Origin of the sequence: Sphingomonas sp. Leaf21, from assembly GCF_916858675.1 — a bacterium.
GTDB lineage: Bacteria > Pseudomonadota > Alphaproteobacteria > Sphingomonadales > Sphingomonadaceae > Sphingomonas.
Genome location: NZ_CAKASM010000001.1, coordinates 470709 through 490441 on the forward strand (window position 1 = coordinate 470709; position 19733 = coordinate 490441).

Annotated in this window: 20 protein-coding genes and 1 tRNA gene; 10 read left to right on the forward strand and 11 right to left on the reverse strand. The window is 67.2% G+C overall.

Going from position 1 to position 19733, the window contains the following annotated elements; all coding sequences use genetic code 11:
- On the reverse strand, nt 1-1044 hold the full coding sequence (pdhA, locus tag LRP66_RS02045; protein WP_230480826.1) for a pyruvate dehydrogenase (acetyl-transferring) E1 component subunit alpha: 1044 nt from the start codon (nt 1042-1044) through the stop codon (nt 1-3).
- Nucleotides 1045-1215: 171 nt separating this feature from the next.
- Here pdhA and LRP66_RS02050 point away from each other — a divergent pair, with 171 nt between their 5' ends.
- The 3 genes from LRP66_RS02050 to LRP66_RS02060 are packed head-to-tail and all read left to right on the forward strand — an operon-like array spanning nt 1216 to nt 4759.
- Nucleotides 1216-2568, forward strand: coding sequence for an MFS transporter (locus LRP66_RS02050; protein ID WP_230480827.1), 1353 nt, complete (start codon nt 1216-1218; stop codon nt 2566-2568).
- The gene (cysK, locus tag LRP66_RS02055) at nt 2565-3485 is read left to right on the forward strand and encodes a cysteine synthase A (protein ID WP_230480828.1); all 921 of its coding nucleotides are present in this window, start codon (nt 2565-2567) and stop codon (nt 3483-3485) included. Before LRP66_RS02050 ends, cysK begins: the two co-directional genes overlap by 4 nt.
- Nucleotides 3482-4759, forward strand: a complete 1278-nt coding sequence (locus LRP66_RS02060; RefSeq protein WP_230480829.1) for a cell wall hydrolase — start codon at nt 3482-3484, stop codon at nt 4757-4759. Before cysK ends, LRP66_RS02060 begins: the two co-directional genes overlap by 4 nt.
- A 66-nt stretch (nt 4760-4825) precedes the next feature.
- Here LRP66_RS02060 and LRP66_RS02065 read toward each other — a convergent pair whose 3' ends face one another.
- From LRP66_RS02065 to LRP66_RS02080, 4 genes are all read right to left on the reverse strand, one after another.
- Entirely contained in the window at nt 4826-5242 is a 417-nt protein-coding gene (locus tag LRP66_RS02065; protein ID WP_230480830.1) for a MerR family transcriptional regulator, read from the reverse strand.
- A 37-nt stretch (nt 5243-5279) separates the two neighbouring features.
- Nucleotides 5280-5774: a hypothetical protein gene (locus LRP66_RS02070; RefSeq protein WP_230480831.1), complete on the reverse strand. Its 495-nt coding sequence runs from the start codon at nt 5772-5774 to the stop codon at nt 5280-5282.
- Between the two features lie 26 nt (nt 5775-5800).
- Complete coding sequence (gene hisI / locus LRP66_RS02075; protein WP_230480832.1) at nt 5801-6163, reverse strand: phosphoribosyl-AMP cyclohydrolase; 363 nt, start codon at nt 6161-6163, stop codon at nt 5801-5803.
- Between the two features lie 181 nt (nt 6164-6344).
- Nucleotides 6345-6596 (reverse strand): DUF7218 family protein, encoded by a 252-nt coding sequence (locus tag LRP66_RS02080; RefSeq protein WP_230480833.1) that lies wholly within the window; start codon nt 6594-6596, stop codon nt 6345-6347.
- A 144-nt stretch (nt 6597-6740) separates the two neighbouring features.
- Between LRP66_RS02080 and purF the strand changes: the two genes are divergently transcribed.
- Both purF and LRP66_RS02090 read left to right on the forward strand, forming a co-directional pair.
- A complete protein-coding gene (gene purF, locus LRP66_RS02085; protein WP_230480834.1) occupies nt 6741-8192 on the forward strand; it encodes an amidophosphoribosyltransferase in 1452 nt (483 codons plus the stop codon).
- Nucleotides 8192-8902 carry an SDR family NAD(P)-dependent oxidoreductase gene (locus LRP66_RS02090; RefSeq protein ID WP_230480835.1) on the forward strand — a complete coding sequence of 237 codons (711 nt, stop codon included), beginning with the start codon at nt 8192-8194 and terminating at the stop codon, nt 8900-8902. The genes purF and LRP66_RS02090 overlap by 1 nt, the downstream gene beginning before the upstream one ends.
- A 99-nt stretch (nt 8903-9001) precedes the next feature.
- Here the strand turns inward: LRP66_RS02090 and LRP66_RS02095 are convergent, their stop codons facing one another.
- From LRP66_RS02095 to LRP66_RS02110, 4 genes are read right to left on the reverse strand one after another with little or no spacing between them, the layout of a single operon-like run.
- Nucleotides 9002-9976 (reverse strand): AAA family ATPase, encoded by a 975-nt coding sequence (locus LRP66_RS02095; RefSeq protein WP_230480836.1) that lies wholly within the window; start codon nt 9974-9976, stop codon nt 9002-9004.
- Between the two features lie 7 nt (nt 9977-9983).
- Complete coding sequence (locus LRP66_RS02100; RefSeq protein WP_230480837.1) at nt 9984-11156, reverse strand: D-alanyl-D-alanine carboxypeptidase family protein; 1173 nt, start codon at nt 11154-11156, stop codon at nt 9984-9986.
- Nucleotides 11157-11187: 31 nt separating this feature from the next.
- Nucleotides 11188-11865 (reverse strand): septal ring lytic transglycosylase RlpA family protein, encoded by a 678-nt coding sequence (locus tag LRP66_RS02105; RefSeq protein ID WP_230480838.1) that lies wholly within the window; start codon nt 11863-11865, stop codon nt 11188-11190.
- Nucleotides 11849-12895 (reverse strand): lytic murein transglycosylase, encoded by a 1047-nt coding sequence (locus LRP66_RS02110; RefSeq protein WP_230480839.1) that lies wholly within the window; start codon nt 12893-12895, stop codon nt 11849-11851. Before LRP66_RS02110 ends, LRP66_RS02105 begins: the two co-directional genes overlap by 17 nt.
- 150 nt (nt 12896-13045) lie before the next feature.
- Between LRP66_RS02110 and LRP66_RS02115 the strand changes: the two genes are divergently transcribed.
- Together LRP66_RS02115 and LRP66_RS02120 are read left to right on the forward strand one after the other, a co-directional pair.
- A tRNA-Ser gene (locus LRP66_RS02115) sits at nt 13046-13135 on the forward strand.
- A gap of 14 nt (nt 13136-13149) precedes the next feature.
- A complete protein-coding gene (locus LRP66_RS02120) occupies nt 13150-13521 on the forward strand; it encodes a hypothetical protein (RefSeq protein WP_230480840.1) in 372 nt (123 codons plus the stop codon).
- A gap of 124 nt (nt 13522-13645) precedes the next feature.
- Here LRP66_RS02120 and LRP66_RS02125 read toward each other — a convergent pair whose 3' ends face one another.
- Complete coding sequence (locus LRP66_RS02125; RefSeq protein WP_230480841.1) at nt 13646-15082, reverse strand: L,D-transpeptidase family protein; 1437 nt, start codon at nt 15080-15082, stop codon at nt 13646-13648.
- 238 nt (nt 15083-15320) lie between these two features.
- Between LRP66_RS02125 and LRP66_RS02130 the strand changes: the two genes are divergently transcribed.
- The 3 genes from LRP66_RS02130 to LRP66_RS02140 all read left to right on the forward strand — a co-directional run bounded on the left by LRP66_RS02130 (nt 15321) and on the right by LRP66_RS02140 (nt 17143).
- Complete coding sequence (locus tag LRP66_RS02130) at nt 15321-15809, forward strand: DUF882 domain-containing protein (RefSeq protein WP_230480944.1); 489 nt, start codon at nt 15321-15323, stop codon at nt 15807-15809.
- A gap of 226 nt (nt 15810-16035) precedes the next feature.
- Nucleotides 16036-16824: a DUF1206 domain-containing protein gene (locus LRP66_RS02135; protein ID WP_230480842.1), complete on the forward strand. Its 789-nt coding sequence runs from the start codon at nt 16036-16038 to the stop codon at nt 16822-16824.
- A 52-nt stretch (nt 16825-16876) separates the two neighbouring features.
- Nucleotides 16877-17143, forward strand: a complete 267-nt coding sequence (locus tag LRP66_RS02140) for a hypothetical protein (RefSeq protein WP_230480843.1) — start codon at nt 16877-16879, stop codon at nt 17141-17143.
- 49 nt (nt 17144-17192) lie between these two features.
- Here LRP66_RS02140 and LRP66_RS02145 read toward each other — a convergent pair whose 3' ends face one another.
- Complete coding sequence (locus LRP66_RS02145) at nt 17193-19592, reverse strand: TonB-dependent receptor plug domain-containing protein (RefSeq protein WP_230480844.1); 2400 nt, start codon at nt 19590-19592, stop codon at nt 17193-17195.
- Nucleotides 19593-19733 lie beyond the last annotated feature (141 nt).

Sequence of the window (19733 nt, forward strand, 5' to 3'; positions counted from 1 at the left end):
TCAGTAACGCTCCACCAGCACTTCAGTGTAGAGTTCAGCCGCATCGGGCTCGGGGGTCTGCTCGGCGAAGTCCGCCGCTTCGTTGACCGTCTTGCGGATGTCCTGCTCCAGCGCCTTCAGATCGGCCTCGGTGACGCCTTCGGCCTCCAGCAGCTTCTTGACGTGGTCGATCGGGTCCGACTTGTCGCGCACGCCCTGCACTTCCTCGCGGCTGCGATACTTGGCGGGGTCGGACATGGAGTGACCACGATAGCGATAGGTCTTCATCTCGAGGATGACCGGACCCTTGCCCGCGCGGACCCAGGCCAGCGCCTCTTCGGCCGCGCCACGGCACGCCAGCACGTCCATGCCGTCGACCTGGATGCCGGGGATGCGGAAGCTTTCGCCACGGCGATAGAGCTGGTCCTCGGACGAGGCGCGGTTCACGGCCGTGCCCATGGCGTACTGGTTGTTCTCGATCACGAAGATGATCGGGAGCTTCCACAGCTCGGCCATGTTGAAGCTCTCGTACACCTGGCCCTGATTGGCCGCGCCGTCGCCGAAGTAGGCGAGGCATACGCCGCCGTCATTGCTGTACTTGTGCCCGAAGGCCAGGCCGGTGCCCAGCGACACCTGCGCGCCGACGATGCCGTGGCCGCCATAAAACTTATGCTCGGTCGAGAACATGTGCATCGACCCGCCCTTGCCCTTGGAGATGCCGGCGGCACGCCCCGTGAGCTCGGCCATGATGACCTTGGGATCGATGCCATAGGCCAGCATGTGGCCATGGTCGCGATAGCCGGTGATGACCGAATCCTTGTCGCCGTCGAGCGCCGACTGCAGACCGACCGCCACGGCCTCCTGGCCGATATAGAGGTGGCAGAAGCCGCCGATCAGGCCCAGGCCATAAAGCTGACCCGCCTTTTCTTCGAAGCGACGGATCAGGAGCATCTGCTTGTAGAAATCCAGCAACTGTTCCTTGTTAGCCTGGAACGGTTGCGGTTCGGCGGGACGCTCCCGATTGGGAATGGGGGGCTCGCTGGTACGGCTTGGAGCTTTTGCCACAGTCGGGAACACCTTTGTTTCCGTTGGGGAAGGATCGACGCCTATTGGCGTGCTTTGTCGCGAAACTCAATTCCCCCTTTGAATTCCCACCAGGACAGCGGGAATTTAGGGGCGAATAGCTTTGCCTCGGTTGCCTTGTCGGCAAGGCCAAGCCTACAACGCGCGTCAATCATGGATAGACCCACGCACCCGTTCCGCATCGCCAATTTCCGCAGCTACTGGCTGTCGCGTTTCAGCGGGACCATCGCGGTATCGGCCATGTCGATCGTCATCGGCTGGCAGGTATATAATCTGGCGCGCGAGACGATGGATGTCCGCCAGGCCGCCTTCATGCTCGGCATGATCGGCTTTGCGCAGTTCGTGCCGCTGTTCCTGCTCACCCCGATCACCGGACTGGTCGCGGACAGCGTCGACCGCCGCTGGATCGTGCGGGCGACGACGGCGCTGCTCGTCCTGACCGCCGCCACGCTGTGGCTGCTGACCTGGTCCGGGCACCTGACGCTGGGCGCGCTGTTCACGGCCGCGGTGGCGTTCGGCATCGCCAGGGCCTTTTCGGGCCCCGCCTATTCGTCGCTCGCTCCCAATCTCGTGCCGCGCGAAAGCCTGCCGACCGCGATCGCGGTCAGCTCGATCGCCTGGCAGGTCGGCACGATCGCCGGGCCCAGCGTCGGCGGGTTGCTCTACGCGGTCCATCCCGAATTCGCTTACGGCGTGGCGACGCTGTTGTTCGGCGTCGCGCTGCTGTGCATCTTCCTGATCGGCCCGGTGCCGCAGCCGCCCGCACAGACCGATCATCGCCCGCTCGCCCGAATCGTCGAGGGGTTCAGCTATGTCCGCCGCAACCGGCTGGTCCAGGCGGCGATCACGCTCGACCTGTTCGCGGTGCTGCTGGCGGGCGCGACCTCCCTGCTGCCGGTCTATGCGCGTGATATCCTGCATGTCGGGTCGCAGGGGCTTGGCGTGCTCGCGGCGGGCATGGGGATCGGCGCGGCGACCACCGCCATCTGGTTCTCCTTCCGACCGATGACGCAGAATGTCGGCGTCAAGATGCTGGTCGCGGTCGTCGTCTTCGGCCTCTCCATCCTGACCTTCGGCATCGCCAGCCACATAACGGGCGCGCTGGGCCTGGCGAGCATGACCTTCGACCTGGGGGGCTTCAACCTCTTCGTCCACCCGGCCTTCGTGCTCAGCCTGATCGCGCTCGTCTGTGCGGGCGGCGCGGACATGGTGTCGGTCTATGTCCGCCAGTCGCTGATCCAGCTCCACACCCCCGATGCCATGCGCGGACGGGTCAGCGCGGTGTCGCAGCTGACCATCTCGGCCTCGAACGAACTGGGCGAATTCGAGAGCGGGGTGATGGCCTCCATCCTCGGCCCCGTCGGCGCGGTGGTGTTCGGCGGCATCGGCGCGATCGGCGTCACGCTGCTCTGGTCGCGGCTGTTTCCGGAACTACGGCGCGCCAGAACCTTTGATCCGCCAGAGATCCTCGAAACCGAACCTAGCCACGGAGAAGCCAAGCCATGAAGGCCAACACCATCCTGGAAACGATCGGCAACACGCCGCATGTGAAGATCCAGCGGCTGTTCCCCGGATCGGAGGTCTGGATCAAGTCGGAGCGCTCCAACCCCGGCGGGTCGATCAAGGACCGGATCGCGCTCGCGATGATCGAGGCGGCGGAGGCCAGCGGCGATCTGCAGCCCGGCGGCACCATCGTCGAGCCGACCAGCGGCAATACCGGCGTCGGCCTGGCGATGGTCGCGGCGGTCAAGGGCTACAAGCTGATCCTCGTCATGCCCGAGTCCATGTCGATCGAACGGCGTCGCCTGATGCTCGCCTATGGTGCGACCTTCGACCTGACCCCGCGTGAAAAGGGCATGAAGGGCGCGATCGAGCGCGCGCTGGACATCGTTCGCGAGACGCCTGGCGCCTGGATGCCCCAGCAGTTCGAGAACCCGGCGAATATCGACGTGCACGTCCGCACCACGGCGCAGGAGATCCTCAACGACTTCCGCGATTCGCCGATCGACGTGATCATCACCGGCGTCGGCACCGGCGGCCATATCACCGGCGTCGCCGAGACGCTGAAGAAGGAATGGCCGAATCTGAAGGTCTATGCGGTCGAGCCCGCCGCATCGCCCGTCATTCAGGGCGGCGCGCCGGGCCCGCACCCGATCCAGGGTATCGGCGCGGGCTTCATCCCCGCCAATCTGCACACGCAGGCGATCGACGGAGTGATCGAGGTCGACGCCAATGTTGCCAAGGACATGGCGCGCCGCTCGGCGACCGAAGAGGGGCTGCTGGTCGGTATCTCGTCTGGCGCGACGCTCGCCGCGATCCTCCAGAAGCTGCCCGACCTGCCCGACGGCACGCGCGTCCTGGGCTTCAACTACGACACGGGCGAGCGATACCTGTCGGTGCCGGACTTCCTCCCCGAACAGTGAGCGAACCCGATCGGCCGCGCGGCGGCATCCGCGCGGCCTTGTTCGCCATCGCCGGTACGGCCAGCGTCGTGCCGGCCTTGCTCGTGGCGAACGCTCCCGCCATTCCCCAGGCCCGACGCGCGTCGCCCGAACGGGCGGCGCGACCGGCGCGCGTGGTCCCGCCAGCCGAGATCCCGCCGGTCGAACCGGTCGCATTCATCGACATGACCCCCGACGAAGCGCGCGCCTACAACGACGGCGTCCCCTTCTCGACCGATCCGAATCCAGCCGCGCGGCCCTTCGTGTTTCAGGGCACGGCGGAGGACAGGGCGCGCGCGCTCGACTGTCTTGCGGCGGGGGTGCTGTATGAGGCAGGCGACGACGCGAGGGGCGAGCAGGCGGTCGCGCAGGTCGTGCTCAACCGCCTGCGCCATCCGGCTTTCCCGAAGACGGTGTGTGGTGTCGTGTTCGAGGGGCAGGAGCGCGCGACCGGGTGCCAGTTCACCTTCAGCTGCGACAGAGCGCTGACCAGATGGCAACCGCCCGAGGCGGCCTGGACCCGCGCGCGCGAAATCGCCGCCATGGCGCTGAACGGCAAGGTCTTTCGCGCGGTCGGCCATGCGACCCATTACCATACCGACTGGGTCGTCCCCTATTGGCAGGCCAGCCTCGACAAGGTGGCGCGGGTCGGCAGCCATCTGTTCTTCCGATGGTCCGGATGGTGGGGCACACCGCCCGCCTTCAACCGCCATCCGGTGTCGGGCGAGCCGGTGATCGTCCAGCTCGCGCCCATCTCCCCCGCCCATCGTGCCGCCGCCGCTGCCACCGACGAGGCGGGCGCCGCGCTGGCCGAGGCCGCCGTCGCGACGGGCGCGACCGCGCCGCTGGCCAGCGATGCCGACATGTTCCTGGTGACGCTGCCCCCCGGACTGGTGCCGGAGGGTTTCCCCGCCTACGCGCTCAAGCTGTGCGGCGAGCGCAAGCATTGCGCGGTGATGAGCTGGCGCGCGGGGGTTCGCCTGCCGCAATCGGTGCCGCTGACGAACGCGCAGATGGAAAGCATGGCATTCAGCTATCTGCGCGACACGGCCTCCGGGCTGCAGCGGACCCTGTGGAACTGCACGCTCTACACGAATGCCCGCGGCGCCCGCTGCATGAAGCGGCAGACGCTGACCGTCACTCCCCCCGCGCCGACGCCGTCCCCCACGCCGCAAGCGGTCGCGACACCGGCACCAACGGGCGAGCTGGCGGGGGTTCGGCGGGCGAGCGGCACCGGGGAGGCCCGGCAGCCCTGATTTTCGCATCGGCGCCCTCGCCGCTCGTGGAGGGGAGAGGGTAGATTAAGCTGAATGTCGACCCGCCTAAGCCTGGTCCCGATGCGACTCGACCAGCGCGACGAATTCGGTCAGCTCCGCGATCGCGGCGTCGATATCCCGCTTCTGCGCATGCAGGGCCTCGATCTTGGCGGCGCAGCGCGCGATCGTCACTTCACGCTGCTGACGACGGCCATCGCCCAGATCGTAGAGATCGATCATCTCGCGGATGTCGGCCAGGCTGAACCCGACGCGCTTGCCACGCAGGATCCAGGCGAGCCGGGCGCGGTCCCGTTGCGAGTAGATGCGCTGAGTCCCCCGCCGTTCGGGCGAGATCAGCCCCTCATCCTCGTAGAAGCGCAGTGCCCGCGCGGTCACGCCGAATTCGGCGCACAATTGCGTGATCGAATAATCGTCGCGGTCGCTCCGGGCGGGCGTGGCGGCGAGGGCAGCGAAGTTCGGCATGGACGCGAACGCTAAATGCCCTTTACGTCAACGTCAATCAGCCCGCGCGATCGTCGCACATCGCACCGCCATCGCCGCTTCGCAGCGTTCGCGCCTCTGCCGTCGACGTGCTGATCCGCTCGACGATCAGGGCGGACATGGTCGCCCGTCCGGTACACAAACGCTCGCAAGCATTCGGCAGGGCGGCGGGAAATTGGATGCTCTCGCCGTCGAAGCGGGCGGCGAAGCGGCAATCGCCGAACGCGACGTTCAATTGCGCCCCGCGACGCTTCAACGTCCCCCGCGCGACGCAGCCCTGCCCTTCGCCATAGTCGAGGACCACGCCGATTCGGCGGGTCGAGCCGTCACTGTCGCCCAATCGCGGCAGAATGCACATCCGGTCCGTGTCGCGCGACCATATCCCGTCGAGCGGCGCCGCCGCTGGATCGGCGACCAGTCCGGCGGCGATGCCCGCGCGCTCCAATTGCTCGCCAGCGGCATTCTCGCTGCCGTCGCCGCCGTGGGACGCACTGCAAGCCGCGGTCAGCATCATGAGCGACAAGAGCGCCCCCCGCCGGATCACGCGACCGGCACCAGCCCGTCACCGTCGATCCGCCGGTAGAAGCAGCTACGTCGCCCGGTATGGCAAGTCGGCCCCGCCGGTTCGCAGATCAGCCAGAGCGCGTCCTGGTCGCAATCGATTCGGATCTCGATAACGGACAGGACGTTGCCCGAGCTTTCGCCCTTCTTCCAAAGTCGCCCCCGGCTGCGCGACCAGAAATGCGCCTCACCGGTATCACGCGTCGCGGCGACCGCTTCCGCATTCATGTGCGCGACCATGAGGAGTTCGCCACTCGTCCGGTCGGTGACGATCGCGGTGAGAAGTCCCTGCGCATCGAATTTGGGATCGAGCGTCAGCCCGGTATCGCGGTGGTCGGCCATGGGGCGGGGTTAGGCGGGCGCGTTGCGTTGGGCAAGCGTCGCGGCCCCTCCACCACCGCTTCGCGGCGGTCCCCCTCCCCAAGCAAGCTTGGGGAGGATTTGAGCCTCATTCCTCCCCAAGCTTGCTTGGGGAGGGGGACCATCCGAAGGATGGTGGAGGGGCAGGCAACGCCAGCCAAAATCACCCGTGCCCGCGAATCGCCTTCACAAGCGCGGCCTTGTCCATCGTCGACCGCCCCGAAATCCCGATCTTGCGCGCTTCCTGCATCAGTTCGGCCTTGGTCCGGTCCTCCAGATGCGTCGACCGGTGATCGAGGCTGCCCTTGGCCTTGGCATTGGCGATCCGCGCCGCCTTCTCCTTGGATTGCCCCTGCTTGCGCAGTTCCTCGTACAGCCCGTCATCCTTGATCTGGGCCCCGTGATCGCGCGCCATATGGCTTCTCCTGAGTTCGGGCCCGAAACGCAGCTTTCGCCAAAATGATCCGCGCGATCATGACAAACAGGCGACAAACGCCGACGACGTTCCTATATGCGCCCCGTCTGCCCCTTAGTTGCGAACGTTGCGAGCGCCTCTCTTATGCTGACCACCAACCCCTTCGACGACGACAAACTCCGCGAGGAATGCGGCATCTTCGGCGTGTCCGGCGCCACCGGCGCGGCGGCGCTGACCGCGCTCGGCCTCCATGCGCTTCAGCATCGTGGACAGGAAGCGGCGGGGATCACCAGCTTCGACGGCGCGTTGTTCCACACCCACCGCGCCATGGGTCATGTCGCGGGCAATTTCGACCGCGACGACGTGATCCGCGGCCTGCCGGGCGAGGTCGCCTGCGGCCATGTCCGCTATTCGACGACCGGCGAGACGGCGCTGCGCAACGTCCAGCCGCTCTATGCCGACCTGTCGACCGGCGGCTTCGCCATCGCGCATAACGGCAATATCTCCAACGCGATGAAGCTGCGTCGCGAGCTCGTGCGGCGTGGTTCGATCTTCCAGTCGACCAGCGATACCGAGACGATCATCCACCTCGTCGCGACCTCCAACTACCGCACGCTGCTCGACCGGTTCATCGACGCGTTGAAGCAGGTCGAGGGCGCCTATTCACTGATCGTCATGACGCCAGAGGGCATGATCGCCTGCCGTGACCCGCTCGGCATCCGGCCGCTGGTCATGGGGCGCCTCGACGGCTCGGTGATCTTCGCGTCCGAGACGGTCGCGCTCGACGTGTGCGGCGCGACCTTCGAACGCGCGGTCGAGCCGGGCGAGCTGGTCATCGTCCAGGGCACCGAGATTCGATCGATCCATCCCTTCCAGTCGGTCAGCCCCCGCCCCTGCATCTTCGAATGGGTGTATTTCAGCCGTCCCGATTCGATCGCTGGCGACCAGTCGGTCTATTCGGTCCGCAAGGAGATCGGCGCGCAGCTCGCGATCGAGACGCCGGTCGATGCCGATCTCGTCATCCCGGTCCCCGATTCGGGCGTTCCCGCCGCGATCGGCTATGCGCAGCAGTCCGGCATCCCGTTCGAACTGGGCATCATCCGCTCGCACTATGTCGGCCGCACCTTCATCCAGCCGGGCGACAAGGTCCGCCATCTGGGCGTCAAGTTGAAGCACAATGCCAACCGCGCGCTCATCCAGGGCAAGCGGATCATTCTGGTCGACGATTCGATCGTGCGCGGCACCACCTCGCTCAAGATCGTGCAGATGATGCGCGAGGCCGGTGCGGCGGAGGTGCACATGCGCATCGCCAGCCCGCCGACCCGGCATAGCTGCTTCTACGGCGTCGACACGCCCGAGCGCGCCAAGCTGCTCGCCGCCAAGCTCGACCTGGGCGGGATGACCGACTTCATCCACGCCGACAGCCTGTCCTTCGTCTCGATCGAGGGGCTGTACAAGGCGCTGAACGCCGCGCGCGGCGACACGCCCAGCTATTGCGACGCCTGCTTCACCGGCGACTATCCGACGACGCTGACCGACCATGACGAAAGCGCGCCGGTCGACCAGTTCCAGTTGCTGGCCGAGCGGGTCGCCTGATGGCTGGTGCATTGTCGGGCAAGCTGGCGCTCGTCACCGGGGCCAGCCGCGGGATCGGCGCGGCCACCGCCATCGGCTTGGGCGCGGCTGGCGCTCACGTCGTCCTGACCGCGCGGACGCCCAGGGGGCTGGAGACGGTCGAGGAAACGATCTTCGACGCGGGCGGCTCGGCGACGATCGCGCCGCTCGACCTGACCGAGAATGACTCGATCGCCCGGCTGGCGGCGGCGATCGGCGAGCGCTGGCAGGCGCTGGACGTGATGGTCCTGAACGCCGCGATGCTGGGCTCGCTCGCCGCCGTCCCCGCCATCGATCCCAAGGAATTCGCGCGCGTCCTGACCCTGAACGTCAGCGCGCAGGCCGCGATGATCGCCGCCTTCGATCCGATGCTCCGGCGCTCGGACGCGGCGCGGATGATCGGCGTGACGTCCTCGGTCGCGCGCAAGCCGCGAGCCTATTGGGGCGCCTACGGCGCGTCCAAGGCGGCGTTCGAGACGCTGCTCGGCGCCTATGGTGACGAAACGGCGGAGATCAGCAAGATACGGACGGCGATCCTCGACCCCGGCGCCACGCGCACCGAGATGCGCGCCAAGGCCTATCCCGGCGAAGATCCTGCCTCGGTCAAGGCACCGGAGACGGTGGCGGCGCGGATCGTCGAACTGGCGGTGCAGGGGTTCCAGCCGGGGCATTTCGAGCGGGTCGGGCTGTAACGCGCGGCCTGGGCACGGCCTTCGACTTCGCTCAGGCTGAACGGGGTCGGGGGATCTTGTCGCCCCATCATAGGCTGGCGCCTCTCTTCAGGGGAAATCCTATCGCAAGCTGGCGATAATCCCCGCCATCTCGAACACCGTGCCCTGCGCATCCAGCGACAGCCCCCGCGCCGCCCCCGCGAGATCCTGCGCCGCCGCATAGGCATCGAGCGCCACCTTCAACCTCGCCCCCGAGCGCTCCCGCGCCTGCCGCGCTACGAAGGCGGGCGCTCGATCCAGAAACGCCTCGTACCGCGCCTGCGACGCCTTCCCGGCCAGAGCCTTGGCGAGCTTGACCCGCTCGGCATTGCCCGGATCGCCCGTCTCCGCGATCCGCGCGATCGCTCCGTCGATCCCTGCGATGTTCAACCCCGCGAAGCGAAGCGCCCGCCCCGGTGCGCCATCGGCGACCGCGACCAGCGACGCGATCTCGCCCTCTTCCGCCTCGGGCAATTGCGACCGCAGCACGCGTGCCACATCGTCGTCCGCCAATCGTTCGAACCGCAGCAACCGACAGCGCGAGCGGATGGTCGGCAGCAATCGACCCGGTGCATGGCTGACCAGCAGGAATACGGTCCCCGCAGGCGGCTCCTCCAGATTCTTCAGGAGCGCGTTCGCCCCGCCCCGCTCCAGATCGTCGATCGCGTCGATCAGCACGACCCGCGCCGGGCCCATGGCGGGTGCGGTCGCGAACATCGGCTGCAGGGTACGGACCTGCGCGATGGTGATCGACCTTGCCATATCCTGGTCGGGCTTCTCGGCATCCTTGGGCAGCCGCGACAAGACACGGAAATCGGGATGCGAGCCCGCCGCCATCAGCCGGGCGGTCGGATGATCCTCCGCCACGGCCAGGCCCGGCGGCAAGGCCCCCGCACCGCTCGCCCGCGCGAGCAGACGGGTGGCCGCCGCGCGCGCGAAGCTCGCCTTGCCCACGCCCTCCGGCCCGGCGATCAGCCAGGCATGGTGAAGCTTGGCCCCGCCCAGCGCGGCGGCAAAGGCGGCTTGCGCCGCATCATTGCCGACCGGCAGCGTCACGCGCGGATCAACCGAAGAGCGAGGTCAGCCCGGCCCAGGCACGGCCGAAGAAGCCCGCCTCGCCGATGTCCTTCTCCGCGACCAGCGGCAGGCGCTGCGCGGGCATGTCGGGCGAACTGATGACGAGGTCGGCGATATGCTGGCCGGCCTTGATGGGCGCCTTGATCGGCCCCTGATAGACGACCTTCGCGCTGATCGCGGGGTCGAGCCCGGCGGGCAGCGTCACGGTCAGCTGGCGCGGTGCGATCAGGCCGACGCTGTTCGACGATCCCATCTGGACCTCGGCATCGGCGACCTTCTTGCCCTTGGCGACGACCGGCTTGGCCTGCCACGCGCGGAAGCCCCAGTTCATGAACTTGACCGACTCGTCCGCCCGCGCGTTCGAGCTGTTGAGACCCGCCATCACCATCACCAGGCGACGGCCATTCTGCTCGGCCGAACCGGTGAAGCCATAGCCCGCCTCTTCGGTATGCCCGGTCTTCAGGCCATCGGCCCCCGCGACGCGGCCCAACAGCGGATCGCGGTTCGCCTGGGTGATGGCGTTGCCGCCCATCGTCTTGCCCCAGGTGAAATCACGGCGCGAATAGAACTGCTTGTAGAGCTGCGGAAAGTCCTGGATCGTATGATCGGCCAGGTCGGCCAGGTCGCGCGCGGTGACATAGGTCACGCCGCCATCGGGCCAGCCATTGGCGGTGCCGAAATGGCTGTTGTTCAACCCGATCGACTTCGCGGTGCGGTTCATCCGCTCGACGAAATTCTGCTCGGTGCCCGCGATATGTTCGGCCAGCACGACGCAGGCGTCGTTACCAGACAGCGTCACGATGCCGTAGAGCAGATTGGCGACGCTGACCTGTTCGCCCGGCGACAGGAACATGGTCGAACCCGCCTGCGGCCCGTGCCACTTGGCCCAGGTCTCCGGCTGTACCGTGACCATGTCGGTCAGCTTGAGCTGCCCCTTCTTGACCAGGTCGAACGCGACATAGACCGTCATCATCTTCGCCATCGACGCAGGGGGCATCCGTCGATCGGCATCGCGCTGAAACAGGATCGCGCCCGAGGACAGGTCCTTCATGAAGGCCACGGGGGCGGTCGTCTCGAACTGCGGCGCGGCCGCGATCGACGGATGGGCCAGCGCGACGAGGGCGAGCGGGGCGGCGAAGGATGCGTACAGGGTCTTCATGGATCTTCCGTGACCAAAGGGCGGGGAGAGGTCAATCCTGATGCAGGATGCGGGCGTCGTCATAACCGGCTTGCGCCGCGGCGTCACGCAGGGCTTTGGCGGAATCGGCGGTCATCCCGCTCCGCTCGACACGCCAGACCCGGCCCGAGAGGCGCGCCTGCGCCGAGAAGCGGCGGCCCAGCGCCTGCGCGCGATCGCGGCTGGAAAAGCTCGCCAGTTGAACCCGGTATTGCGCATGGGGGTCGAGCGCGATCGGGCGGCTGACCGGTGCCACCGCGCTGGCGCCCGCGAGGATCAGGCCGGGACCGTCACCGCCCGGCGCCAGCGCGCGCAGGCGGATCCGCGCCACGGCGCGCTTGTTGGTGCCCAGCAGCTTCGCGGCCCCCAGCGACAGGTCGGCCACGCGGTCCGCGCGCCCCGGTCCCCGATCGCCGACCCGCGCGATGATGGAGCGGCCGGTATCGACATCGGTCACCTCGACCATCGATTCGAGCGGCAGCGTCCGGTGCGCGATCATCACCTCGTCCGGATCGAAACGTCGCCCCGTCGCGGTCCGATGCCCGGCCAGCTCATGCCCGTACCAGCTCGCACGGCCGGTGGCGTCATAGCTGCCATAATGCGGCGACGGCACGGTATCCGCCGACGCCGGCGAGGGGATCGCGGTCAGTACCGCGACGACCAGGGCAAAGGCCTCAACCCGCAATCGCATCGGCCAGCAATCCCACCGACAGAGCATAGAAATTGGAGCAGTTGTAATCCAGGATGACGCGGTAATTGCCGGTCAGCAGATAAGCCGTCGCCCCCTGGCCGTCCGGCTCCATCAGCGTCGCGAGCACCCGGTCGTCGGGCCAGGCCGCCCCTTGGGGGACGATCCCCAGCGCGCGCCATTCGCCGATCGTCCGCCAGCCGCTGTGCCGCTCGAAGACGCGCGGGCACCGCGGGCTGACCAGCCGGTTACGCACCATCGAGCGGTCGAATCCGGCGGGCACGGTCACCGCGAAGCCCCAGGGCTGCCCGGCGCGCCATCCGGCGTTGACGAAGTAATTGCCGATCGAGGCGAGCGTGTCCGCCTCGCTGTTCCAGATGTCGGCGCGGCCATCGCCATCGCCATCGCGCGCGAGCCGCAGATAGATGGAGGGCAGGAACTGCGGATTGCCGGTCGCCCCCGCCCAGCTTCCCTTGAGCTGGTCACGGGTCACGCCCCGGTCCATCATCTTGAGCGCGGCGATGAACTCGCCCTCGAACAACGGCCGCCGCCGCCCCTCATAGGCCAGGCTCGCCAGCGAGCGGATCAGGTCGAAATTGCCGGTATAGGAACCGTAATTGGTCTCGTGCCCCCAGATCGCGACCATGATCGATTCGGGCACGCCGGTCTCGCGCTCGATCCGCGACAGGCGAGGACGCTGCGCCAGATATTTGCTTCGCCCCCGCCCGATCCGCGCCGCATCGACATGCGCGGCCTTATAGGGGGCGAAGGGGCTGAAGCCGCTATTGGCGGGGCCGCCCGGCTGTTGCCGGTCGAGCTCGATCACACGCGGATTGAGGGTCAGCGTCGGCAGCACCGCATCCAGCGTCGCGCGGCTGACCCCCTGCGCCTGCGCGGTGCCGCGAAACTGTTGCAGATAGGTCTGGAACCCCGCCTCGTCCTGCGCGACGGCTGGCGTAGCGCCGAACGCCAGAAGCGCCAGACCCGAAGAAATGCCGAGGCGCTTCACGCGCCGGGTAATCGTCCCCCACATGCGTCCTGTGTGCCATAGCCCGCCCCGCGCCGGAACCTCGCGTCACCGCAGCCCTGGCACGTCCAACCGCGTGGACGCCCGCCGCTCCGCTCGACAATCGCTGGTAGATTTGCCCGATCGCTTGGCGTACAGGCACCTCCCGCCGAACCCGGAAGAGTGGCCGAGCGGTTTAAGGCACCGGTCTTGAAAACCGGCGATGGTGCAAGCCATCCGTGGGTTCGAATCCCACCTCTTCCGCCAAACATGGGGGCATCATGGGTCTGCGAAGCTGGTGGCGAAAAAATCGCGAGAAGGCAGAGGCAACGCGCCGCTCATTAGCGCTGAATGACGATCAAGAGTTGATCGCACAACAAGTGCCCGAGCTTATGGGTATGAGCGCCGTGGAAGGCATGGCCTATGTGATGCAGCAAATTCAAGCGTGGAACCAGACTTGCACGATGGAGCAAGCAGCGATGTTCACCGACAGGCTACGGTCATCCAACGAGTCATTTCGGGCTGACGGACTGACGATGCCCTATTGGGGCAACCTTTGGGTGCTGCGGACTTATCAAGCCGAATTAGGTTTTAATGTACCGAAGGTCGCGCCGTCGGCGAACCGCTCACAACAGGAACTAAATGCGGGGTAGCGCTTAGAAAGCATGTGAGCCTGCGGCTCACCCGACCCCTCACCCGAGCGGCGCTAGCCAGCATAGCTGGCCAGCCCCACCATCTCTCCCCCCTTCAGGGGCGACGAGAATTCACCCCCCCCCCTTACGGCCCGACATCCGCCGCGCCGGTCTGCACGCGCAGCGCCTTGCCCGCCTTGAAGCCCAGCGCTTCGCCGACACGGTCGTCCCAGCCATAGGGGTCATTGCGGACGATCGGTTCGCCGTCGTCGTCGAACAGCACCGTCTGGTAGAGCAGCCGGACGGGGATCTGGTGCGGCAGCTTGACGAAGGTTTCCTTGCCGGTGGCGCGCGCCTTGTGCCATTCGTCGAGGACGCCTTCGTCCTTCGCGAGCATCTCGGCAAAGCCCAAGGCGTCGTCGACGCGCACGCAACCATGGCTGCGCTGGCGCTGGACCATGTTGAACAGCGCCTTGGCGGGCGTGTCGTGCAGATAGATCGCATGGTCGTTTTGCATGTCGAACTTGACCAACCCGAGCGAGTTCTTCGGACCCGGCTGCTGCACGATCCAGCCGTCCTTCCATACCATGTTGTTGGCCTTCAGATAGCCCGCCCCCTTCCTGGCCAGTTCCTTCTCCTGGATCGAGCGCGGCACCGTCCAGGTCGGATTGGCCACCAGCCGGAAGATGGGGGAGCCGAGCTGCGGCGTCTCGGTATCGGGTTCGCCGACCACCACCTTGCGACTGTCGACGATCTTGCCGTCGCGCCAATAGGTCAGCCGTGCGGCGGCGATGTTGACGTCGATCCGGGTCGCTGGCGGGGTTCGCTCCAGCCAGCGGAGCCGCTCCATCGTGATCGCGACGGCGCGTGCGCGATCCAGGTCCGACATGTTGAGGATGGCCAGCGCCTCGTCACCGATGATCCCGTCGGGCTTCATCCCGTAATCCGCCTGCATCTGGCGAACGGCGGCGACCATCTGCGGCGTGTAGCTGTCTCCGGGTGCGACGTCGCGCGGCAGATAGTCGAGGATCACCAGTTCGCGCGCGATCGCGGGCAGGCGCGGATCGGTGGCGCCCGGTTTGATCGGCTCGCCGCTCTGGACGACCGGCGTGGCGGTCGCCTGTGGCTGCGGCTGGCGGACGAGCTTCAGATAGGCCGCCGACAGTCGCTTGTAATTGGCGTCCTGCGGCGCGAGGCCATCGAGCCAGCCCACCAAATTGCCCGCCTTCAGCGCGCCCGCCAGCCCGGCCTTCAGATCGGGCGCGGGGCGCGGCACGGTATAGACGTCGTACAGCTTGGTCGGATCGGTCGCCCCACGCGCCAGCGCCGACGCATAGCGAAGCGCCTGCGCGGTCAGGGCCGCTTCGTCCCCCGCCCCCAGGTCGAACGCCATGTGATCCAGGCCATGGGCGGCGCGCGCATCGATCGCCTGGCGAAGCTGCGACCGGGTCTTGTCGCTCCACTGCGCGGGCCCCGCGGGCTGGTTTGCCGCAGCGGCAGCGTTGCTGTTCGCACTATCCTGCACGTTGCACCCCGCCAGCATCATCGCCAGCACCAAGGACGTTCCGAACCGCTTCTGCACAGGCCACTCCCTCATAGTCGAACGATAACGCATCGAAACGATCCCGGCTCCCGGCCGCATCGGTCCGATGCGATGGGCCGAGCGGTGGGCTGGCTGCGGCCAAGCGCGGGAACCGGGTCAGGAGTTGGCAACCATCATGCTGTAAAAGCGGATCATTCCTCCAGAACCGGAACCGAATTTGTCTGAGTCCCAGTTTTCGCGCCGCGACCTTATCGGCGGCGGCACCGCCGCGCTCGTCATGGCCGCGCTGTCCGAGCGTGTCTCCGCGCGGACGCCCGAGCGTCGCCTCGCCTTCATCAACGCCAATACGCGCGAGCGGTGCGATGTCTGCTTCTTCGCCGATGGCCGCTATCGCGCCGACGGCCTCGCCGAACTCAACCACGCGATGCGCGACTGGCGCACCGGCGCGACGCGGACCATGGATCCCAAGCTGCTCGATCTGCTCGTCCACCTCCGCGATCGACTGGATATCCCGGCCCGCAAGCCGTTGCGCCTCGTCTCCGGCTATCGCAGTCCGAAGACCAACGGCGCGATGCATGCGCGGTCGCACGGCGTCGCCAGCAAGAGCCAGCACATGCTTGGCAAGGCGACCGATATCGCCATTCCCGGGGTGCCGCTGAACCGCCTGCGCGACGCGGCGCTGTCGTTGCGCGGTGGCGGGGTGGGCTACTACCCGCATGACGGCTTCGTCCATGTCGATACCGGGCCGATCCGCCACTGGAGCTGAGCGTTCGCGCCGCCCCCGCTGTCACCAAAGTCTGTCTGTCACCCCAAGTCACCGACCACCCCGGCGGGGGCCGGGGTCCGCTATTGCCGCCCTGAGTGGCGCACCCATGCCCACCAAAGGGATCCCAACGTTCGCCGGGATGGTGGCGTTTGACGTTGTCGGGCCGGATGGCGTTCGGAACGTAGGTCCGCAGTTTCGGTTATCCCCTGAAAATCAGGGAGACGACATGAACGCGAATGCCCGCCTGACGCTTCTGACGCGGATCGGTTTCGCCACGCGCGGGCTGCTCTACATCGTCATCGCCGTGCTGATCCTGCGGACGGGACGCGCCGAAGACCCCAGCGGGGCGCTGCAATATCTGGGCAAGGGCGGCGGCCAGCTGCTGCTCGGGGTGATGGCGGCGGGGCTGGTCGCCTATGGCATCTGGCGCCTCGCGGACGCCGCACTCGACATCGAACGGCATGGCTCCGATCGCAAGGGCCTGGCCGAACGCGCGGGCGCCGGAGTCAGCGGCATCGTCCACCTGTTCCTGGCATGGCAGGCGGTCCAGCTGATGCGCGGCGCCGCATTGACGGGGGACGGTACGCACAAAGGCGCCGAGACGGCGCTGACCCTGCCCGGCGGCTGGGCGTTGCTGCTGATCGGCGCTGCGGTCCTGTTGCTTCTGGGCGTCGTTCAGCTTGCCAAGGCGGTGAAGGCATCGTTCCTGCGCTATATCGAGCCGGGAATGGCCCGCCGTGACTGGGTCATGTGGAGCGGCCGCGCGGGCTATGCGGCGCGCGGGCTCATCTTCCTGATCAGCGGCTGGCTACTCGTGAAGGCGGGTATGGAGGAACAGGCCGGTGACGTGGGGGGCATGGCCTATGTCCTCGCGTGGCTCACCAATCCGTTCGATCTGATCGTCGGTGCCGGGCTGCTCGGCTTTGGCCTGTTCAGCCTGATCGAGGCGCGTTTTCGTGTCCTGCATGACGTACCCGTCGACAGCGTGGTCCGTCGCGCGACCAGCCTGCACTGAGGTCGCCGCCCTGCCCCTTGGGCCCGGCGACCGATTGGGCTATCGGGGGTTCATGGATTTCGATCAGTTGCTTGTCCGCTTCTTCGGCACCGAAGAGATCGCCGACCTCGCCCCCGACCAGCTCGCCGCCGGTATCGAGCGGTTGCGACTGCAGTTCGGGCTGGAGCGCGACAGCGGTCGCCGCTTCGCGCTCTGGTGCCTCGCCTATATGCTGGGCGCCGCGCCCGACCTGGAGGATGCGTTCGAGGACGAAGCGGATCGTGAAGCCGCGCGCGACTTCATGGACGAGATCGACCGTGAGATGGAGGAGGACGACTGACGCACGCGTCGCCGTCCCCCGGCCCTGACGGTTCCCCGTCAGGCGCCGTTTACCAGTTCAGGCCAGCCCGCGCATAGACGTACCGCCCGTTGAAGCCGAAGGGTGAGAAGTACGGAAAGCCCAGCACGCCGGTCGAGTTGTTCGCCAGCGCCGTCGCGCGCGGATAGACGTCGAACAGGTTGCTGACGCCCAGTCCGATCTGCGCCCCCTTCCGGTCGCCATAGCGGATTTCGAGGTCGGTGATCGCGCGGTTGCCGGTCAGCACGTCGGCGGCGGGCGTCGTCCCCGGCTGGTTGACGTTGCCATAATAGGTCACGCGGGCGAGCGCGCCCAACTGATCGAGCGACCAGTCGATCGTGCCGGTCACCTTCTCGCCGGGCGTCCCCTGCTCCAGCGTCAGGATGCGGCTGCGTGCGAACAGCGTCGGCGCGGGGTTCAGCGTCGCGGTGGAGGTCGGCACGCGCGTCACGTCGATCGTGTTGATGTTGCCCGCCAGGGTAAAGTCGAACGTCCCCGCGCTGTCCGTCCGCGCACGGTAATGCGCCACCGCGTCGATGCCCTTGGCGGTGCTCGCCAGACCATTGATGAAGAAGCGCGCCGCCGAGACGTTCAGCGGGGCCAGCAAAGCCGCGACCTGCGCGTTGTTCGCCGCCTGGATGTTCTCCGACAGGCCGATCTGGTCGCGAATATGGATGCGATAGGCGTCGATCGTCAGGTCAAAGCCGCCCGCCCGGATGACCGTGCCGACCGACAAATTGCTCGACTTTTCCGGTCGGAGCGGCAGCCCGCCCAGCGCTACGCCCACCGGGTCCGTCGACGGGAAGGTGCCGGTCTGGATGGGCACGCCATTGGTCACGACCGACGCAGTCTGGGTGAAATATTGCTGTTGCAGCGAAGGAGCGCGGAAGCCGGTCGAGGCGGTGCCGCGCAGCGCGAACCAGTCGGTCAGGTCATAGCGCGCCGAAACCTTGCCCGTCGCGGTCGATCCAAAGTCTGAATAATCTTCCCCGCGCCCCGCGATGCCCAGCAGCAGCTTGTCGGTCACCTGCGCCTCGACGTCCAGGTAGACGCTGCCGCTGCGCCGTCCGCGCTTGATCGCATTCGTCGCTCTAAATCCGCCAAAGCCCTGCGCGGCATAGGACGCCTCTTCGCCCGGCGAGATCTTGTAGCCCTCGCGCCGCCCCTCGATACCGAAGGCGACGTTGAGCGACTGGAACACGTCGAACTTGCGCGTCACGTCGAGCCCGGCGACATATTGGTCATAGGCGACCTGACCGTCGTAGAAATTCTTCGGCGTCGCCGCGCCATAGGCATAATTGGCCGAGTTCAGCGTGCGGAAGTCGACCGTGTTTCGCCCGTAGCTGAGCGACAGGTCGACATTATAGCCACCGAAATCGCCGCGCAGGCCGACCGCCGAATTGATGTCCTTGGTCTTGGTATTGATGATCGGCAGGAAGCCGTTGGGATAGCCAGCGAGCGTCGTCGATGCGCTGGCATTGCGCGGGAAGGCCGCGCCGCGCGTGTCGCGATCCTGATAGCCGCCGAACGCGTAGAGGCTGAGATTGTCGGTGATCGACGTGCCCGCGTTGACGAAGCCCGTATATTGCTCGACCTCGGGATCGCCATAGCGGCCGGTGATGCGGTTGGGCGTGACCCGGCGATCGATATCGGCGCGGTTGGTCGGCTGGCGCTTGGTGTATTCGCCCGAAATGGTGATGAAGCCGTCGCTGCCAAAGCCGATGCCCTGCCAGGCCGAGGCGGTGACCACCGGCTCGCCATTGACGTTGCGGCTGTTCGCGGCGGTATCGACCTGCGTGTTGTAGAAGCCGTAGGTCACGGCCGCGCCGCCGCCCGACCGCGCCTCGCGCAGGCGCAGATTGACCACGCCCGCGATCGCATCGGACCCATATTGCGCCGACGCACCGTCGCGCAGCACCTCGATCCGATCGAGCGCGACGGTCGGGATGGTGTTGAGGTCGACCGCTGCGGAGCCGCGACCGACCGTGCCGTTGGTGTTGAGATTGGCCGAGGTGTGGCCGCGGATACCGTTGATGAGAACCAGCGTCTGGTCGGGCGACAGGCCTCGCAGCGTCGCCGGGCGGATCGCATCGGTCGCGTCATTGGCCGAGGGGCGCGGGAAGTCGATCGAGGGGGCGACCGCCGCGAGCGCGGAGGCCAGCTCGGTGGTCCCCTGCCGTTGCAGGCTGGCGCCGCTCAGCACGTCGACCGGCGACACGCTGTCCAGCCGGGTACGACCCTCGGCGCGCGTACCGGTGACGATGATGTCGTTGCCCTCGTCGCCGGTCGTCGCCGCACCCGCCGCCGGAGCCGCCTGTGCGGCCTGCTCGTCCGCCTGGCCCGAAGAGGGGACGGTCTGCGCATAGGCGCCCTGCGCGACCAGCGAGAGCAACGATACCCCGATAAGGGCGATGGTGCGGCCCTGAGTCATTCCCTGAATTCCTTGTCTTGGCCCGCTCGTGGCGAATGGCGGGCATTGCGGCCATAACGCCCGATCCGTCGCGATCGGATCAACAATTTCTATCATGCCAGTGGGGATTTGGTTTTTAGCGTGCAGCTTCAGAACGTTGGC

Coding starts and splice junctions, on each gene's coding strand:
- LRP66_RS02090 (WP_230480835.1), top strand. CDS start 8,192: ATGGCTGGTGCATTGTCGGGCAAGCTGGCGCTCGTCACCGGGGCCAGC.
- LRP66_RS02140 (WP_230480843.1), top strand. CDS start 16,877: ATGGATTTCGATCAGTTGCTTGTCCGCTTCTTCGGCACCGAAGAGATC.
- hisI (WP_230480832.1), bottom strand. CDS start 6,163: ATGGCCGACCACCGCGATACCGGGCTGACGCTCGATCCCAAATTCGAT.
- LRP66_RS02065 (WP_230480830.1), bottom strand. CDS start 5,242: ATGCCGAACTTCGCTGCCCTCGCCGCCACGCCCGCCCGGAGCGACCGC.
- LRP66_RS02100 (WP_230480837.1), bottom strand. CDS start 11,156: ATGAAGACCCTGTACGCATCCTTCGCCGCCCCGCTCGCCCTCGTCGCG.
- LRP66_RS02080 (WP_230480833.1), bottom strand. CDS start 6,596: ATGGCGCGCGATCACGGGGCCCAGATCAAGGATGACGGGCTGTACGAG.
- LRP66_RS02135 (WP_230480842.1), top strand. CDS start 16,036: ATGAACGCGAATGCCCGCCTGACGCTTCTGACGCGGATCGGTTTCGCC.
- LRP66_RS02130 (WP_230480944.1), top strand. CDS start 15,321: ATGGCCGCGCTGTCCGAGCGTGTCTCCGCGCGGACGCCCGAGCGTCGC.
- LRP66_RS02070 (WP_230480831.1), bottom strand. CDS start 5,774: ATGATGCTGACCGCGGCTTGCAGTGCGTCCCACGGCGGCGACGGCAGC.
- LRP66_RS02105 (WP_230480838.1), bottom strand. CDS start 11,865: ATGCGATTGCGGGTTGAGGCCTTTGCCCTGGTCGTCGCGGTACTGACC.
- LRP66_RS02120 (WP_230480840.1), top strand. CDS start 13,150: ATGGGTCTGCGAAGCTGGTGGCGAAAAAATCGCGAGAAGGCAGAGGCA.
- LRP66_RS02145 (WP_230480844.1), bottom strand. CDS start 19,592: ATGACTCAGGGCCGCACCATCGCCCTTATCGGGGTATCGTTGCTCTCG.
- LRP66_RS02110 (WP_230480839.1), bottom strand. CDS start 12,895: ATGTGGGGGACGATTACCCGGCGCGTGAAGCGCCTCGGCATTTCTTCG.
- LRP66_RS02050 (WP_230480827.1), top strand. CDS start 1,216: ATGGATAGACCCACGCACCCGTTCCGCATCGCCAATTTCCGCAGCTAC.
- cysK (WP_230480828.1), top strand. CDS start 2,565: ATGAAGGCCAACACCATCCTGGAAACGATCGGCAACACGCCGCATGTG.
- purF (WP_230480834.1), top strand. CDS start 6,741: ATGCTGACCACCAACCCCTTCGACGACGACAAACTCCGCGAGGAATGC.